The 16,239-nt window shown below is 72.5% G+C and carries 14 protein-coding genes; 2 read left to right on the forward strand and 12 right to left on the reverse strand.

All coding sequences use genetic code 11. The features are described from left to right. Positions 1 to 33 precede the first annotated feature (33 nt). The 3 genes from AC5P1B_RS19665 to AC5P1B_RS19675 form a co-directional block, all read right to left on the reverse strand. A complete protein-coding gene (locus tag AC5P1B_RS19665; RefSeq protein WP_493888640.1) occupies positions 34 to 729 on the reverse strand; it encodes a lysophospholipid acyltransferase family protein in 696 nt (231 codons plus the stop codon). An 8-nt stretch (positions 730 to 737) separates the two neighbouring features. Beyond that, positions 738 to 1,439, reverse strand: a complete 702-nt coding sequence (gene cmk, locus AC5P1B_RS19670; RefSeq protein WP_493888601.1) for a (d)CMP kinase — start codon at positions 1,437 to 1,439, stop codon at positions 738 to 740. Between the two features lie 118 nt (positions 1,440 to 1,557). Further along, on the reverse strand, positions 1,558 to 2,643 hold the full coding sequence (locus tag AC5P1B_RS19675) for a prephenate dehydrogenase (RefSeq protein WP_493888602.1): 1,086 nt from the start codon (positions 2,641 to 2,643) through the stop codon (positions 1,558 to 1,560). Between the two features lie 204 nt (positions 2,644 to 2,847). Between AC5P1B_RS19675 and AC5P1B_RS19680 the strand changes: the two genes are divergently transcribed. Together AC5P1B_RS19680 and AC5P1B_RS19685 are read left to right on the forward strand one after the other, a co-directional pair. After that, entirely contained in the window at positions 2,848 to 3,210 is a 363-nt protein-coding gene (locus AC5P1B_RS19680; protein WP_493888603.1) for a DUF952 domain-containing protein, read from the forward strand. Positions 3,211 to 3,448: 238 nt separating this feature from the next. Beyond that, positions 3,449 to 4,219 (forward strand): nucleotidyltransferase domain-containing protein, encoded by a 771-nt coding sequence (locus tag AC5P1B_RS19685; protein WP_493888604.1) that lies wholly within the window; start codon positions 3,449 to 3,451, stop codon positions 4,217 to 4,219. Positions 4,220 to 4,398: 179 nt separating this feature from the next. On the opposite strand, the gene AC5P1B_RS19690 is transcribed toward AC5P1B_RS19685, so the two are convergent. The 9 genes from AC5P1B_RS19690 to pyrG form a co-directional block, all read right to left on the reverse strand. Next, positions 4,399 to 5,445 (reverse strand): pseudouridine synthase, encoded by a 1,047-nt coding sequence (locus AC5P1B_RS19690; RefSeq protein WP_493888605.1) that lies wholly within the window; start codon positions 5,443 to 5,445, stop codon positions 4,399 to 4,401. Continuing rightward, positions 5,445 to 6,023: an SMC-Scp complex subunit ScpB gene (gene scpB, locus AC5P1B_RS19695; RefSeq protein WP_493888641.1), complete on the reverse strand. Its 579-nt coding sequence runs from the start codon at positions 6,021 to 6,023 to the stop codon at positions 5,445 to 5,447. Before scpB ends, AC5P1B_RS19690 begins: the two co-directional genes overlap by 1 nt. A 194-nt stretch (positions 6,024 to 6,217) precedes the next feature. Further along, positions 6,218 to 7,456: a segregation and condensation protein A gene (locus tag AC5P1B_RS19700; RefSeq protein WP_493888606.1), complete on the reverse strand. Its 1,239-nt coding sequence runs from the start codon at positions 7,454 to 7,456 to the stop codon at positions 6,218 to 6,220. Positions 7,457 to 7,547: 91 nt separating this feature from the next. Further along, positions 7,548 to 8,135 (reverse strand): hypothetical protein, encoded by a 588-nt coding sequence (locus AC5P1B_RS19705; RefSeq protein ID WP_493888607.1) that lies wholly within the window; start codon positions 8,133 to 8,135, stop codon positions 7,548 to 7,550. Beyond that, positions 8,120 to 9,280, reverse strand: a complete 1,161-nt coding sequence (locus AC5P1B_RS19710) for a ParA family protein (protein ID WP_493888608.1) — start codon at positions 9,278 to 9,280, stop codon at positions 8,120 to 8,122. The genes AC5P1B_RS19705 and AC5P1B_RS19710 overlap by 16 nt, the downstream gene beginning before the upstream one ends. Before the next feature lie 341 nt (positions 9,281 to 9,621). Beyond that, positions 9,622 to 10,737: an alanine dehydrogenase gene (gene ald, locus AC5P1B_RS19715; protein WP_493888642.1), complete on the reverse strand. Its 1,116-nt coding sequence runs from the start codon at positions 10,735 to 10,737 to the stop codon at positions 9,622 to 9,624. A 133-nt stretch (positions 10,738 to 10,870) separates the two neighbouring features. After that, positions 10,871 to 12,958, reverse strand: a complete 2,088-nt coding sequence (locus tag AC5P1B_RS19720; RefSeq protein WP_493888643.1) for a tetratricopeptide repeat protein — start codon at positions 12,956 to 12,958, stop codon at positions 10,871 to 10,873. Between the two features lie 755 nt (positions 12,959 to 13,713). Beyond that, positions 13,714 to 14,343, reverse strand: coding sequence for an NUDIX domain-containing protein (locus tag AC5P1B_RS19725; RefSeq protein WP_493888609.1), 630 nt, complete (start codon positions 14,341 to 14,343; stop codon positions 13,714 to 13,716). A 117-nt stretch (positions 14,344 to 14,460) separates the two neighbouring features. Continuing rightward, complete coding sequence (gene pyrG / locus AC5P1B_RS19730; RefSeq protein WP_493888610.1) at positions 14,461 to 16,101, reverse strand: CTP synthase; 1,641 nt, start codon at positions 16,099 to 16,101, stop codon at positions 14,461 to 14,463. Between the last annotated feature and the right edge of the window lie 138 nt (positions 16,102 to 16,239).

The following is a 16,239-nucleotide window of genomic DNA, read 5'->3' on the forward strand; positions in this document are numbered from 1 at the left end:
GCGCGCCCTCACGGCCCGCCTCTCACGTTTCGTCTAGCGGCCTGTGCGGCGTCTGGCGTCGGCCAGGTGCTCGCTCAGCCGCGCCTGGATGCGGACTGTCGCCGCGTCCAGGGCCGCTCGGGTTGCTCTGCCGCGCGGGGCCTGTCCCGCAGGACCCGGGGCTTCGTCGGTCGCGGAGAACGGGTCACCGAAGACCACGTCCACCCGGCTCCGCAGCGGTGGCACCGCCGATATGGCCCGGCCCCGCCGGTCGCCGGAGCCCAGTACCGCCACGGGCACGATCGGGGCTCCGCCGCGCACGGCGAAGTACGCGAGCCCGGCGCGCAGCGAGGCGAAGTCGCCCTCGCCCCGGGTGCCCTCGGGGAAGATCCCGAGCACGCCGCCGCGCCGCAGCACGCCGAGCGCGTTGGTGATCGCCGTACGGTCGGCGCTCGCCCGGTCCACCTTCAGCTGGCCGATGCCGCGCAGAAAGGGGTCGAGCGGGCCGATGAAGGCTTCCTTCTTGATCAGGAAGTGCACCGGCCTGGGCGCGGTGCCCATCAGCATCGGGCCGTCCAGCGCGTGCGAGTGGTTCACAGCGAAGATGACCGGCCCTGTGGCGGGCACCCGCCACGCACCGAGCACCCGGGGCTTCCACAGCCCGTACATCAGGCCGATGCCGATCCGGCGGCCGATCGCCGCGCCGCCCGCGCTCGGTGCCGGCGCCTGATCGGTGGCCGTGCGCGTCATCGTCGCGCTCACTTGGCCTGCTTGTCTTCGATGAGGGTGACGACGCACTCGATGACCTGCTCCAGGGTCAGCTCGGTGGTGTCCACCTCGACCGCGTCGTCCGCCTTCGCGAGCGGCGAGGCCTTGCGGCCGGAGTCGGCGGCGTCGCGCCTGGCGAGCGCCGCCTGGGTGGCCGCGAGGTCGGAGGCGCTCTTGCCGCCCATCTCACCGCTGCGGCGGGCGGCCCGGGCGGCCTCCGACGCGGTGAGGAAGATCTTCAGGTCGGCGTCCGGCAGGACCGTGGTGCCGATGTCGCGGCCCTCGACCACGATGCCGCGCGGCGCCGCCGCGGCGATGGCGCGCTGCAGCTCGGTCAGCCGGGCCCGGATCTCCGGGACGGCGCTGACCGCGCTGACCGCGGCCGTGACCTCCGGGGTGCGGATCGGCCCTGCGGCGTCAGCGCCGTCGACCGAGATGACCGGGTCGGACGGGTCGGTGCCGGAAACGATGGTGGGCTTGACCGCGGCCTCGGCGACGGCCGCCGGGTCGTTGACGTCGATTCCGTTGCTCAGCATCCACCAGGTGATGGCCCGGTACTGGGCCCCGGTGTCGAGGTAGCGCAGGCCCAGCTTGGCGGCGACCGCCTTGGAGGTGCTGGACTTGCCCGTGCCGGAGGGGCCGTCGATGCCGACAATCACTGCTGCCGGTGCGGTCCTGGCGGCGGTTTCCACGGTGACAGACACCTTCCTCAAGCACGGGGCGTTCTACGGGGCGGATGATGGAGCGTTCACGGAACGAGAAGTCTCCGCCAAGGTTACTGGTTGAAATGACCGCCCCGTGCCCCCGCGGTCACTGGCGGATGGACCAGCCTTGTTCCCGCAGCGCCAGCGTCAGCCCCGACACCGCCCGCGGCTCGACCATGAGCTGGATGAGGCCCGCCTGTTGACCGGTCGCGTGTTCGATGCGCACGTCCTCGATGTTGACCCCGGCCCGCCCGGCGTCGGCGAAGATCCGCGCCAGCTCGCCCGGCTGGTCCCCGATGTAGACGGTCACACTCTCGTACGCCATCGGGGCCGCACCATGCTTGCCCGGGACCCTGACCTGGCCCGCGTTGCCCCTGCGCAGGACGTCCGCGATCCCGGAGGCACCGAGGTCGCGCTTGTCCTCGTCGGCGGACTCCAGGGCGCGCAGTGACCGTACGGTCTCCTCCAGGTCGGCGCCGAGCGCGGCGAGGACGTCGGCGACGGGGCCCGGGTTCGCGGAGAGGATGTCGATCCACATCGCCGGGTCGGAGGCGGCGATCCGGGTCACGTCCCTGATGCCCTGCCCGCACAGCCGTACGGCCGTCTCGTCGGCGTCCTGGAGCCGCGCGGCGACCATGCTGGAGACGAGCTGCGGGGTGTGGGAGACGAGGGCCACCGCGCGGTCGTGGGCGTCGGCGTCCATGATGACGGGCACGGCGTGGCACAGCGCGACAAGTTCGAGCGCCAGGTTCAGCACCTCGGTATCGGTGTCCCTGCCGGGCGTGAGCACCCAGGGGCGGCCCTCGAAGAGGTCGGCCGTGGCGGCCAGCGGCCCGGACCGCTCACGCCCCGCCATCGGATGCGTGCCCAGGTAGTGGGTGAGGTCACAGCCCTTGGCCTCCAGCTCGCGGCGCGGGCCGCCCTTGACGCTGGCGACATCCAGGTAGCCGCGGGCGAGGCCGCGGCGCATCGCGTCGGCGAGGGTGTCGGCGACATGCGCGGGCGGTACGGCGATGATCGCCAGGTCGACGGGGCCCTCCGGCTCGGTGTCGCTTCCCGCGCCGAGCGCCGCCGCGGTACGGGCCTGCCCGGGGTCGTGGTCCGCGAGGTGCACCTGGACCCCGCGGCCCGCGAGGGCGAGCGCCGCCGAGGTGCCGATGAGGCCGGTGCCGATGACGAGGGCGGTTCTCACTGTGGGCTGTCCTTCTGCGCGCTCGGGCGGGCGCTACCGCATGCCGCTTCCCCGGCCACCCTAACCAGCGGCAAGGGGGCCGCGCCGCGCCGACCGCCCAGCGAGACGCATCCGGACCCGCTCCCGCGCGCGTGCCCGCGTGGGGCCACATCCGTACGTGCCGCACCGGCCCGGCGGCGCCCGGCTTCCGGTAGAACGTTCCGCATGATCTACCACGTGGTCCCGCTGGACGACTGGCTGGCCGTGCCGGACCGTCCGTACGCCCCGCCCCCGTTCGCCGAGGACGGCTTCGTGCACTGCTCGCCGGACGAGACCAGCGCGCTCACCATCGCCACCGCGCTGTTCCGGGAGACGGTCGGCCCGCTGATGGTGCTGCTCATCGACGAGGCCAAGCTCGACGTCATGGTGCGCTGGGAGGCGGCCCACCCGGAGCCCCCGCCCGGTGTCTCCGCCGGGGCCCAGTTCCCGCACGTGTACGGGCACATCAACCGGACGGCGGTGGTGGGCATGATGGAGGTCAAGCGCGACGAGGAGGGCAGGGCGGTGTCCCTGGGCCCGTGGTCCTGAGCCCTGTGGGGCGAGCCCGTGGTCCTGAGCCCGGCGGGGCGAGCCCGGCGTCCTGAGTCCGGTGGGGCGAGCCCGGCGGTTGGCCGCTGCCGGCCGGGCTGGTAGCCCTGGGGGGCCTGCCCTTTCTGACAGGGTGCCGGAGGCGGCTCCGTCGCTCCGTGCCCCAGGCTCCGTGCCCCGTAGCGCGCGGGCCGAAATTCGGGTGACGCGCGCGCCGGTCGGCGGACACCATCACGCCATGCACCAGCCACCCGCCGTCCGCCCCGCATCGGGCGGCCCTCCGCCGGACCCAGCAGGCCCGGGCACGCCGCCCGGTTCGGCGCCGTCGACCTCCTACGGCCACGCACTCGTCACCGGGCACACCGTCTACGCGTGCGTCATGGGCTCGCGCGCCTTCGGGCTCGCCACGGAGGACAGCGACACCGACCGCCGAGGCGTCTACGTCGCGCCGACGGCCTCGTTCTGGCGCTTCGAGAAGCCGCCGACCCACGTCGAGGGACCGGCCGAGGAGCAGTTCTCCTGGGAACTGGAGCGGTTTTGCGAACTGGCGCTGCGCGCCAACCCCAACATCCTGGAATGCCTGCACTCCCCCGTCGTGGAGCGGATCGACGAGACCGGACGGGAACTGCTCGCGTTGCGCGGTGCCTTCCTGTCCCGGCGGGCCCATCAGACCTTCGTCGGGTACGCCGCCGGCCAGCGCAGGAAGCTGGACGCCGACATGCGGCAGTACGGAGCGCCGCGCTGGAAGCACGCCATGCACCTGCTCCGGCTGCTCGCCAGCTGCCGCGACCTGCTGCGTACCGGCGAGCTCGGCATCGACGTGGGCGAGGACAGGGAATGGCTGCTCGCCGTCAAGCGGGGCGAGGTGTCCTGGCCGGAGGTCGAGCGGCGGCTGGAGCGGCTGCGGGCGGAGGCCGACGCGTACGCGACCCGCACCCCGCTGCCCGCCGAGCCCGACCGGGCCCGCGTCGAGGACTTCCTGATCCGGGTGCGCCGGGCCGCGCTCTGAGGAGGCGGTGACGAGAGGCGAGGACGCCGAGGGACCAGGGGCAGCCGCGCACGGCTAGCACAGAAGAGACAGGAAGCCCGCATACGGGCGCCTGCGGCCCGCTGGGGCACGGCAGGCGCCGTTTGGCGCCACCATGCCCCAGCGGCCGCAGAAGGGCGCTCAGCGCCCTGTGGTGCCCCTTAGAGCTCCACTTCCTGCATCAGCATGCCGACCTCGGTGTTGGTCAGGCGGCGCAGCCAGCCCGACTTCTGGTCGCCGAGCGGGATCGGGCCGAATTGCGTGCGCACCAGCCGCTCCGCCGGGAATCCGGCCTCGGAGAGCATCCGGCGCACGATGTGCTTGCGGCCCTCGTGGAGGGTCACCTCGACCAGGTAGTTCTTGCCGACGTTCTCCACGACCTTGAAGTGGTCGGCGCGGGCGTAGCCGTCCTCCAGCTCGATGCCGTTCTTCAGCCGCTTGCCGAGGTCACGCGGGATCGGGCCCTGGATCGCGGCGAGGTAAGTCTTCTTCACGCCGTACCGGGGATGCGTGAGGCGGTGCGCAAGCTCGCCGTGGTTGGTGAGCAGGATGATGCCCTCGGTCTCGGTGTCGAGACGTCCCACGTGGAAGAGCCGGGTCTCCCGGTTGGTGACGTAGTCCCCCAGGCACTGGCGGCCGTCGGGGTCCTCCATGGTGGAGACGACTCCGGCGGGCTTGTTCAGCACGAAGAAGAGATGCGACTGCGTGGCGACGGTGAGCCCGTCGACCTTGATCTCGTCCTTGGCGGGGTCGACGCGCAGGCCCTGCTCGGTGACGATCTGCCCGTTCACCTCGACGCGACGCTGGTCGACCAGCTCCTCGCAGGCACGGCGCGAGCCCATGCCCGCCCGGGCGAGGACCTTCTGCAGCCGCTCACCCTCCTGCTCACCGAAGGTCTTGGGCGTCTTGACCTGCGGCTTGCTGTGCCGCGCCCGGTTGCGCTCCTCGATCTGGGCGTCGAGTTCGCGCGGGCGTGCCGGGACGGGCTTGCGGCCCCGGTTGCCGACCGGCCGGCCGGTCGGCCTGCCCGCGGGCTTGGCGGGTCCGACACCGCCCGGCCTGTTCGCGCCCGACTGCCCCGTGCTGCCGACGTCATAGCGGCGCTCCTCGGGCCGGGGGGTGCCTGAGCGCTTCCCGTCGCCGCGCTTGCCGCCACCCCCGCTCCGGGGGTTCCGGTTGCCGCCGCTGTTCCTGTCGCTGCTTCGCATCAAGGTTCCGTAGTCGAGTAAGCCGTAGTGGTCTCTGCGTCATCCGGTGCGTCCGGGTCGAACGAGGGGACTCCTTCCAACGAGTCCGCCTCGACGGCGTCCACCTCCGGCAGGAACGGTGCCAGCTCGGGCAGCTCGTCCAGGCCACGCAGGCCCATCCGCTCCAGAAAGTAGTTCGTCGTCCTGTACAGGATCGCACCTGTTTCGGGTTCCGTCCCCGCCTCGTCCACGAGACCGCGCTGCAGGAGGGTCCGCATCACACCGTCGCAGTTCACTCCGCGCACGGCGGAGACGCGCGAACGGCTGACCGGTTGACGGTACGCGACGACGGCCAGCGTCTCCAACGCGGCCTGCGTAAGGCGGGCCTGCTGGCCGTCCAGGACGAAGCCCTCGACGGCCGCCGCGTACTCGGGACGCGAGTAGAAACGCCAGCCGCCCGCGACCAGCCGCAGCTCGAAACCGCGCCGCTGCCGGGTGTACTCGTCGGCCAGCTCGCGCAGCGCGTCGGCGACCGCGCGGCGCGGCCGGGCGAGCACCTTGGCCAGGTGCTCCTCGGTGGCGGGCTCGTCGATGACCATGAGGACCGCCTCAAGCGCGGGACGCAGCTCAAGACCGGCGACGCCCTCCGCCCCGGACGCGGGGAGCTGGGAAGCGGCGTCAGGAGCGGCGTACGGCTCCGCTGCGGCCCGGACGCCGGGGGCCTGGGCGTCAGGGGCCTGGATGTCACGCGCCTGGGCGTCAGCCTGGATGTCAGGGGCCTGGTCCCGCTCCGTCATGGCTGCTTCTCCCTCACGTCGTCCCCTTCGGGCTCCCCGTCGTTGTCTTCCGGGGCCGCCACGGCCCGCGTCCCCGCCCCCGGTTCCTGGTCGAACTCGTCGGTGACCACGGGACGCGCCCCGTCCTCCCCGGTCCAGCGGACGAGCAGCGCGCCCAGTGCCTCTTCCTGGTCCAGGGTGACGGCGCGCTCCCGGTACAGCTCAAGCAGCGCCAGGAAGCGGGCGACGACGGTGAGGGTGTCGGGGGCGTCCTCGGTGAGCTTCTCGAAGCTGGACGCGCCCAGCGCGCGCAGCCGGGCGATCAGGACATCGGCCTGCTCACGGACGCTGACCAGCGGGGCGTGGATGTGGTCGACGTACACCTGCGGCTTGGCCCTGGGCTGCATCGCCTTGACGGCCAGCTTCGCGAGCCCCTCGCCCCCTATGCGGATGACCACCTCGGGCAGCAGTTCGGCGTGGTGCGCCTCCAGGCCGACGGTGCGGGGGTAGCGGCGGGACTCGGCGGCGAGCCGGTCACTGAGGATGTCCGCGATCCTCTTGTACGCGCGGTACTGGAGCAGCCGGGCGAACAGCAGGTCCCGCGCTTCGAGGAGGGCCAGGTCGGCCTCGTCCTCGACCTCGGCGGACGGCAGCAGCCTGGCCGCCTTCAGGTCGAGCAGAGTCGCCGCGACCACCAGGAACTCGGTGGTCTGGTCGAGGTCCCAGTCCGGGCCCATGGCCCGGATGTGCGCCATGAACTCGTCGGTGACCTTGGACAGGGCGATCTCGGTGACGTCCAGCTTGTGCTTGGCGATCAGCTGGAGGAGCAGGTCGAAGGGGCCCTCGAAGTTCGTGAGCCGGACGGTGAAACGCCCGTCATCGGGCTCGGCGGCGGGCGCGGGCCCGGTCGTGGGTCCGGGCGTGGGCCCGGCTGCCGGCACCGGCTCTGGCTCGGCGCCGAGTTCCGGCGCGGGGTCCCGTTCCTGCGTACGTTCCGCTTCCCGTCGTCGCGCGGGCGCGGGCGCGTGGTCCTGCCGCGCCACCGGGTCCGGGCCGGGCGGTGAAGCCGGGGCGGCTGCGCCCGGGCCGTCGTCCGGGAGCGGATCGGGCGCGGGAGCCGACGAAGGACCGGGAGCCGGAGCGGGCGCCGGAGGCGGTGCGGGCGTGGTGGCGGGCCGCGCGCCCGGGCCCCGGCCGAGGCTCCTGCGCGCGCCGCGCGGGGGCGTGGGCGGGGAGGGGTCGTCGTTGGTCGGCATCGGAGTCCAAGGGGCGGGGAGCGGGCGGAACGCCCGTACGAGCGGGCAGGCTATCGCCGTCGCCCCGCGATGTGCGGGATCTCCGCGCCGCTCAGCGGCCGCGCAGCCGGCGGACGAGGATGCTCGCTTCGCCCCGGGATTCCAGATCGGCGAGGACGACGGCCACGGCCTCGCGGACGATCCGGCCGCGGTCGACGGCGAGACCGTGCTCGCCGCGCAGCACCAGCCGCGCGTGCTCCAGGTCCATCAGTTCCTCGGCGGAGACGTAGACCGTGATCTTCTCGTCGTGGCGCTCGCGGCCGCTGGGCCGCCTGTTCGCGGCCCGGCTCCGGCGGCGGGACTGGGCGGGCGGCGTCGCCACGTCCTGCTGCTGGCGGCCCTTGGGCCGTTCCTGCCCGGGCGCGGGGCGCCGGTCGTTCGCCTGGCTCTGGCCGCTCTCGCGCCCGTCGTGCTCGGCGGCCGCGTCGTCGGTCGCCGGGGGCTCCGGCCGCCGTCCGTCCGTGCCGGACGGGGCCGCCTCGGGCTCTCCCGCCGGGGCGGGCACCCGCCCCCGGCCGTCGGCGGGCGGCGTACGGTCCTCACCGCCCGCCGGGCGACGGGGGGACGACGCCTGCAGGGCCGTCCCTCCGGTCGTACGGAACAGCTCGTCGGCGCCGGGCAGACTCACTCGGCGGGACACCGGGCGAGCACCTCCCTGGCGAGCTGGCGGTAGGCGGCGGCGCCGACTGAGTTGGACGCGTAGGTGGTGATCGGCTCGCCCGCGACCGTGGTCTCGGGGAAGCGGACCGTGCGGCCGATGACCGTGTGGTAGACGTGCTCGTCGAACGCCTCGACGACGCGCGCCAGCACCTCCCGGCTGTGCACCGTGCGGGAGTCGTACATCGTGGCCAGGATGCCGTCCAGCTCCAGTTCGGGGTTGAGCCGCTCCTGGACCTTCTCGATCGTCTCGGTGAGCAACGCCACACCGCGCAGCGCGAAGAACTCGCATTCAAGCGGCACGATCACCTTGTGCGCGGCGGTGAGCGCGTTGACCGTCAGCAGACCGAGCGAGGGCTGGCAGTCGATGACGATGTAGTCGTAGTCGGCCAGCAGCGGCTTGAGCGCCCGCTGGAGGGTGGACTCGCGCGCCACCTCGCTGACCAACTGCACCTCAGCGGCTGACAAATCGATATTGCTGGGCAGCAGGTCCATGTTGGGCACCGCCGTCTTCAGCAGCACCTCGTCGGCCGACATGCCCCGCTCCATGAGCAGGTTGTAGACCGTCAGGTCGAGTTCCATCGGGTTGACCCCGAGGCCGACCGACAGGGCGCCCTGCGGGTCGAAGTCGACGAGCAGTACCCGGCGTCCGTATTCGGCGAGCGCGGCGCCGAGGTTGATGGTCGAGGTCGTCTTGCCGACCCCGCCCTTCTGGTTGCACATCGCAATGATCTTCGCGGGGCCGTGTTCGGTCAGCGGCCCGGGAATCGGGAAGTACGGGAGCGGGCGGCCGGTGGGGCCAACGCGCTCACGGCGCTGGCGGGCGGCGTCAGGGGCGAGCGTGGCGGCGTACTCCGGATCGGGCTCGTACTCGGCGTCGGGGTCGTAGAAGTGCCCCTCGGGCATTGCGTCGTAGTCGGCGAGGCGGGCGGACTCTTTCCCGCTCGGGTCGCCGGCCATGGCGTTCACGTGTTGGCCGTCCATGCTCTGGTGGGCTCTCGTCATGCTCTGGTGGGCAGCGAAGGTGTGGACAGCGACGGAGCCGACAGCCTGAGGCCCCGAGGGACTCTGGCCCCGCGCACCCGTTCCTGGTTGACCACCCCCGGGAGAAAATGTCGACTCATCCACAAGTCGTCCTACCTCCTTGGTGACCAGGAAATTTCTCGATAGGTCAGCGTGACACCATGCCGACGGTTGGCGACTCTATGGCGTGTCGGCGGTCGACAGCAACACAATCCGCCGGACACGGCACAATGTGTCGGCAACCGAACACCCGGATGTCAAGGGTGTAAGGGGCGCCGCGTCGAGGTTTCACGAGCGCGCGAATCGGCTAAAAAGTTATGTTCGCGGCGAGTTGACCAGCCGCAGGACAGCGCAGGCCGGAGGGTGTGCCGGACATGCCCGTGGCCGGGCCTCACCGCTCGGCAAGGCCCGGCCACGGGCGTGTCGTTGACGCTCGCGCCCGCGGGTCAGCCGAGCAGGGTGCTCAGTTCGACCGAGGAAAGCGCGTGCGCCTCGGCGACGGGGCCGTAAACGACCTGACCCTCATGGGTGTTCAGACCCTTCGCGAGTGCCGCGTCCCGGTGCAGCGCCTCACGCCAGCCACGGTTCGCCAGCTCCACGATGTACGGCAGCGTGGCGTTGGTGAGCGCGTAGGTCGAGGTGTTGGGCACGGCGCCGGGCATGTTGGCGACGCAGTAGAAGACCGAGTTGTGGACCTGGAAGGTCGGCTCGGCGTGGGTGGTGGGACGCGAGTCCTCGAAGCAGCCACCCTGATCGATCGCAATGTCGACAAGTACACTTCCGGGCTTCATCCGGGAGACCAGCTCGTTGGTGACGAGCTTCGGCGCCTTGGCGCCCGGGATCAGCACGGCGCCGATGACCAGGTCGGCGTCGAGGACGGCCCGCTCCAGCTCGTACGCGTTGGAGGTGATCGTCTGCACGCGGGTACCGAAGACCTTGTCGGCCTCGCGCAGCTTGTTGATGTCCCTGTCGAGCAGCGTGACGTGGAAGCCCATGCCGACGGCGATCTGCGTGGCGTTCCAGCCGGAGACGCCGCCACCGATCACGACGGCCTTGCCCGCGTGCACGCCCGGGACACCGCCCGGCAGCACGCCGCGGCCACCGGCCGAGCGCATCAGGTGGTACGCGCCGACCTGCGGGGCGATCCGCCCGGCGACCTCGGACATCGGGGCGAGCAGCGGCAGCTGCCGGTTCGCGGTCTCGACGGTCTCGTACGCGATGGCGGTGGTGCCCGACTCCAGCAGGGCGTCCGTGCACTCGCGGGAGGCGGCCAGGTGCAGGTAGGTGAAGAGGGTCTGGTCCTTGCGGAGGCGGTGGTACTCCTCCGCGATCGGCTCCTTGACCTTCAGCAGCAGGTCAGCGGTGGACCACACCTCGTCGGCGGTGCCGAGGATGCTGGCGCCCGCGCCGGTGAACTCCTCATCCGTGATCGACGAGCCGAGGCCAGCGCCCTGCTCGATGAACACCTGGTGGCCGTTGCGCACCAGCTCGTGCACTCCGGCGGGGGTGATGGCCACCCGGAACTCGTTGTTCTTGACCTCGCGGGGGATGCCGACCTTCACGTCGATCACGGTCCTTGATTCTGGGGGTTTTCCGGACAAAAACGGTCATGCTTGCGCACACCGGAAACGACCGTGGTGGCCGCGGTAAGCCCAGTCTAATGAAGGATGTCTTGCTGTCTAGCCTTGCATTGCATCAATCTTCTGGCGGAGTGCTACTGATTTCGCAGGCCGACTCCGTTTCGGCCTCCGTAGGGGTCCCGGTGAAGGGCCGCTGGCGGGTCGCCGCGGCGGGCGGAATCGGCGGCTCCAGCAGCCGCTCGGCCTCACGCCGGTGCAGGCGGGCGGCGGTGCCGTCCCCCAGCTGCTCCAGGGTGTCGGCGAGCCGCATCCGCACCGCGGCCTGCAGCCGGACATCCCCGGCGAGCCGCGCGCACTCCAGTGCGTCGACGCAGGTACGCAGGGCGTCCTGCGGACGGCCCGTGTACTCCTGCACCCTGGCCGCCTCGGTCAACGCCCGCGCGTGGCCCGCCAGATCGCCGAGCCTGCGGTACGCGGCGGCCGAGGCACGCCAGTCGCGCAGCGCCTCGCAGTATTCGGCGGCGTAGGTGTGCACCGACCCGAGCCGTCCGTACAGCCGTGCCTGATCGGCCAGTTCGCGCCGCGTCAGCCGCAGCTCCAGCGCCCGCCGGTACCAGTCGACGGCCCGATGCCAGTCGCCCAGCTCCTGATACGTACCGCCGATGGACTCCAGCGAACGCCCGGTGGCGTACGGGTCATCGGCCTCCTGCGCGGCCTCAAGAGCCCCCCGGTAGCGGCCGAGCGCCGCGTCGGTCCGCCCGGCACGCGCGTCGAGATCGCCCAGGTTCAGCAGTGCCGCGGCCCGTTCCAGCGGCAGCTCCCTGCGCCGCGCGACATCGAGGACGAGCTGATGCAGGTCGTACAGCTCCGGCGCCGCGCCCTCGGCGCCCCGGTGCGCGGCGAGGGCGTGCGTCAGCGCGGACACCAGCCGCCGGGCCAGCGTGTCGAGCCCGCCGTCGCGTACCGCGAGCCTGGCCGCGGCCAGCAGCGCGGTCTGCCGCGCGCGCAGCCACTCGGCGGCCGCACCCGGCGAAGAAAACCGCAGCGCGGCGGGCAGCGCGGCGAGCCGCTCCTCGAATCCCTCGGCCTCAGGCGTGGCGGCCAGGCGGCAGGAGTGCAGCAGCCGCACGGTCCGCTCCAGCATCCGGGCGCGGGCCAGCTCGATCTCGGCCGCGCGCTCCTGCTCCCACAGCAGGACGTTCAGCCGCGGGGTCAGACAGCCGGGCAGCTGGTAGCGCGGCGGCATGGCGTCGCCCACCGGCTCGGGGGCGGCCCCCTCCGCCGCGGCCGGGCGCAGCAGCCCGTACGTGAGGAAGTCCGTCAGCGTCTTCTGGGCGGCGGGAACCGAGCAGCCCGCGAGCGCGGAGGCGGTGTGCGCGTCCACCCAGCCGCCCGGGGCGAGCGCGAGCAGCCGCAGCATCCGGGCGGCGGAAACGGGCAGCGACGCGTAGGCGAGCCGCAGCGCGCGGGCCAGCGGCCGTCCGCTCTGCTCCCCTTCCGTCTCGGCGGGCAGCTCCCGCAGCCGCGCCAGGACATCGGCCACCGAAGCCTGCGGGTGCGCCGCCAGCCAGCCACCGGCCAGGGCTACCGCGGCGGGCTGCGCGCCGCACTCCTCCGCCACGGTCGCCGCGGCCACCGGGTCGCAGGTGATCCGCGTCGGCCCCGCGTACTGGCTGAGCAGCGCGACGGCGGCGGCGGTGTCCAGGCCGCCGAGGGTGCACGGCCGTACGCCGGGGACCCCCGTCAGCGGGCCCCGTCCCACCACGAGGACCAGGCACCGGGGCGCGTCGGGGATCAGCGGATCGACCTGCTCGGCACCGGTCGCGTCGTCCAGAAACAGCAGCGCGCGCCGCCCGGAGAGGGCGGCGCGCAGCGCTTCGGTCAGTTCGTCCTCGTCCGCGCCGGGTGGCGCGGACACGCCGAGCGCGACGAGCAGGTCGCGTGCGGTCCGGCCGGTCGGCACCGGCTCGCCGTCCGCCGTGCTCAGCTGGGCGCGCAGCAGCCCGTCGGGGTAGTCGCGGGCCAGCCGCCCGGCGAACTCCTCGGCCAGCGCGGTGCGCCCGGAGCCGGGCCGTCCGGCGATGAGCAGGACCCGGCTGCGTGGGCCCTTCCGCCCGGAGAGCGTGTCGAGACCGGCCCGGACGATGTCGGCACGCAACTCGCCGATCTCGCGCCGCCGCCCGTGAAACGGCCGCCGGGGCACGGCGGGCCCCGCTGACTCCTTGCCGGAGCCGGGCCGCCCGGCGGGAGCGGCGGCCGGGCGCCTGCCGGTGTCCGCCGGACGGAACGCCCCGGGAGGAACCGCTCCGGGACGGGCACGGGCGGAACGGGGAGCGGGCGCCGGGGCGGGGCAGGGCGCGGCGGCGGGGGCGATGACGGCGGAATCCGCGGCGGCAGCGGGAACGGCGGCACCGGTGGTGACGGACGCGGCGGCTGTTTCGGGCGCATCGGCCGCTTCGGTCACGTCAGTCGCGCCGGACGGCCCGGCCGCCCCCTTCGTACGGGACGCCGCAGCCGCGCCGGGACCGCCCTCCGGGACGGCGACCGCATGGCTGTCGGGGTCGCGCGCGGGCGTGCTCACCGCGTCCGTGGCCTCGGGTGACCGCGGTGATGCCGGCACACCCGGCGGGATGCGCTCCCTGCCGGTGTCCACCGCCTGCTCCGCCACGGGCCACGCTCCTTTCCCCTGCCTTCGGCGGGGAGACCCCGGTCCTCGCGGGTGACTGAATCCGCGGGTGCCTGCCCGCCGCGGCCGCGAACGGGAAACACGAGCGTAGTTCACCGTATGGCTGCGCGGCGGCAGCCCTGGCTGGCATCGCACCATGAAGATCACCTGATCGGATCTACCGGCGGCGGGCCGGGGCGGCACGTCCCCGCGCGGGGCACGGGACAGCGGCCGGACGCGGCGCGGCGCGGTGCCCTGGAGTGCCGGACACCGCGCCGTGGAAGTCGGCCGGACTACCGCCCTTCGAAGGGACGGGCGGGCCACGGGGCGTCCGCCGGGCGCAGCGCGTCCAGTCCGTCTCCGGCCTGTGCGGCAAGCAGCGCGAGGACGCCGACGACGAGGCAGTTGTTGTGCAGTTCCCCGGCGAGCGCGCCGCGCGCGAGCTCGGCGACGGGGACCCGGGCGAACTCCATGTCCGCCTCTTCCTCGGCGACCTCGAAGCGGTCGCCCTCGGCGTCGGAGATGTCCCGCGCGAGGAAGATCCGTACGGCCTCGTCGCAGCCGCCGGGCGTGGTGTAGACGTCGGTCAGCACCCGCCAGTCCTCGGCCTTGACGTGGACTTCTTCGTACAGCTCGCGCTGGGCGGCGTGCAGCGGGTTCTCGCCCGGGACGTCGAGCAGTCCGGCGGGGATCTCCCACAGCTTGTGCCGCACGGGGTGCCGGTACTGGCGCAGGACCAGGACGCGTTCCTGGTCGTCGATGGCGAGGACGGCGACCGAGCCGGGGTGGACCTGGTAGTCGCGGGTTGCGGTGGAGCCGTCGGGCATGACGACCTCGTCTGTGCGGACGCTGGTCTTGTTGCCCACGAACGGCGTCGTCGTGGCCTTGACCTGCCACTCCTCGGCGATGTCCGTGATGGCCATGTGCGGTCCTCCTGAACTCAGTGACGTACCTGGGGGCGAGCCCCCGTGCCCCGGTAAAACGGGGTACGAGCCTGTGAGAGGCCCGTACCCCGGCAACCGTATCCGTCCCGCCTGGTGTTACTTCCCGGCGGCCTGCTGCCGTGCCACGGCCGCCTTGACCAGCCCGGCGAACAGCGGGTGGGGGCGCGTCGGGCGCGATCGCAGCTCCGGGTGCGCCTGGGTGGCGACCAGGTAGGGGTGCACCTCGCGCGGGTACTCGACGTACTCCACGAGCTTGTTGTCCGGGGAGGTGCCGGAGAACAGGATTCCGGCCTGCTTCTCCAGCTCGGCGCGGTAGGAGTTGTTGACCTCGTAGCGATGCCGGTGGCGCTCCTCGACGTACGGCTGATCGCCGTAGACCTCGCGGACGATGGAGCCCTCGGCGAGCTTGGCCGGGTACATGCCGAGCCGCATCGTGCCGCCCATGTCGCCCTCACCGGCGACGATGTCGAGCTGTTCGGCCATGGTGGAGATGACCGGGTCGGTGGCGGCCGGTTCGAACTCGGTGGAGTTGGCGCCCGGGATGCCCGCCAGGTTCCGCGCGGCCTCGATGACGATGCACTGGAGGCCCAGGCACAGGCCCAGCAGCGGGATCTTGTTCTCGCGGGCGTAGGTGATCGCGGAGACCTTGCCCTCGACGCCCCGGTCACCGAAGCCGCCGGGCACGCAGACCGCGTCGCAGTCGCTGAGCTGCTTCTTCGCCCCGGCCGCGGTCTTGCAGTCGTCGGACGTGACCCACTTGATCTTCACGCGGGCGTTGTTGGCGAAACCACCCGCGCGCAGCGCCTCGGTGACCGACAGATAGGCGTCGGGCAGGTCGATGTACTTGCCGACGAGCGCGACGTTCACCTCGTGGTCGGGCTGGTGGACGCGCCGCAGCAGGTCCTCCCACTGCGTCCAGTCCACGTCGCGGAACGGCAGGTCCAGGCGGCGTACGACATACGCGTCCAGGCCCTCGGTGTGGAGCACCTTGGGGATGTCGTAGATCGAGGGCGCGTCGATGGCGGCGACCACGGCGGCCTCGTCGACGTCGCACATCAGCGAGATCTTGCGCTTGATGGACGTCGGCACGTCGCGGTCGGCGCGCAGCACGATGGCGTCCGGTTGGATACCGATGTTGCGCAGCGCGGCCACCGAGTGCTGGGTGGGCTTGGTCTTCAGCTCACCGGACGGGCCGATGTACGGCAGGAGGGAGATGTGCACCACGAAGACGTTGTCGCGGCCGACCTCGTGCCGGACCTGGCGGACGGCTTCGAGGAAGGGCAGCGACTCGATGTCGCCGACGGTGCCGCCGACCTCGGTGATGACCACGTCGACGTCGTCGGTCGCCATCCGGCGGATGCGGTGCTTGATCTCGTTGGTGATGTGCGGGATGACCTGCACGGTGTCGCCCAGGTACTCCCCGCGCCGCTCCTTGGCGATCACTGTGGAGTAGATCTGGCCGGTCGTGACGTTGGCGGAGCCGTCGAGGTCGACGTCGAGGAACCGCTCGTAGTGGCCGATGTCCAGGTCGGTCTCGGCGCCGTCGTTGGTGACGAACACCTCACCGTGCTGGAACGGGTTCATCGTGCCGGGATCGACGTTGAGGTACGGGTCGAGCTTCTGCATCGTGACCCGCAGGCCCCGCGCCTTGAGCAGCGCACCCAGGCTGGAAGCGGTCAGTCCCTTCCCGAGGGAAGAAGCGACACCCCCGGTGACGAAAAGGTGCTTGGTCGTCATGGATGTGGGTGGCAGTGCCAAGAGGGGGCTCCCGTGGTCGCGAAGTGAGATGCGGAGCGGCAGCGTCCCGGAGGTGGGAGGTGCCGTCGCTGCGGTTTCGGGGCCGCCCGTTATGTCGCTGGGCGCCCACCGGTCCAC

It is taken from the genome of Streptomyces sp. A01, assembly GCF_059026195.1.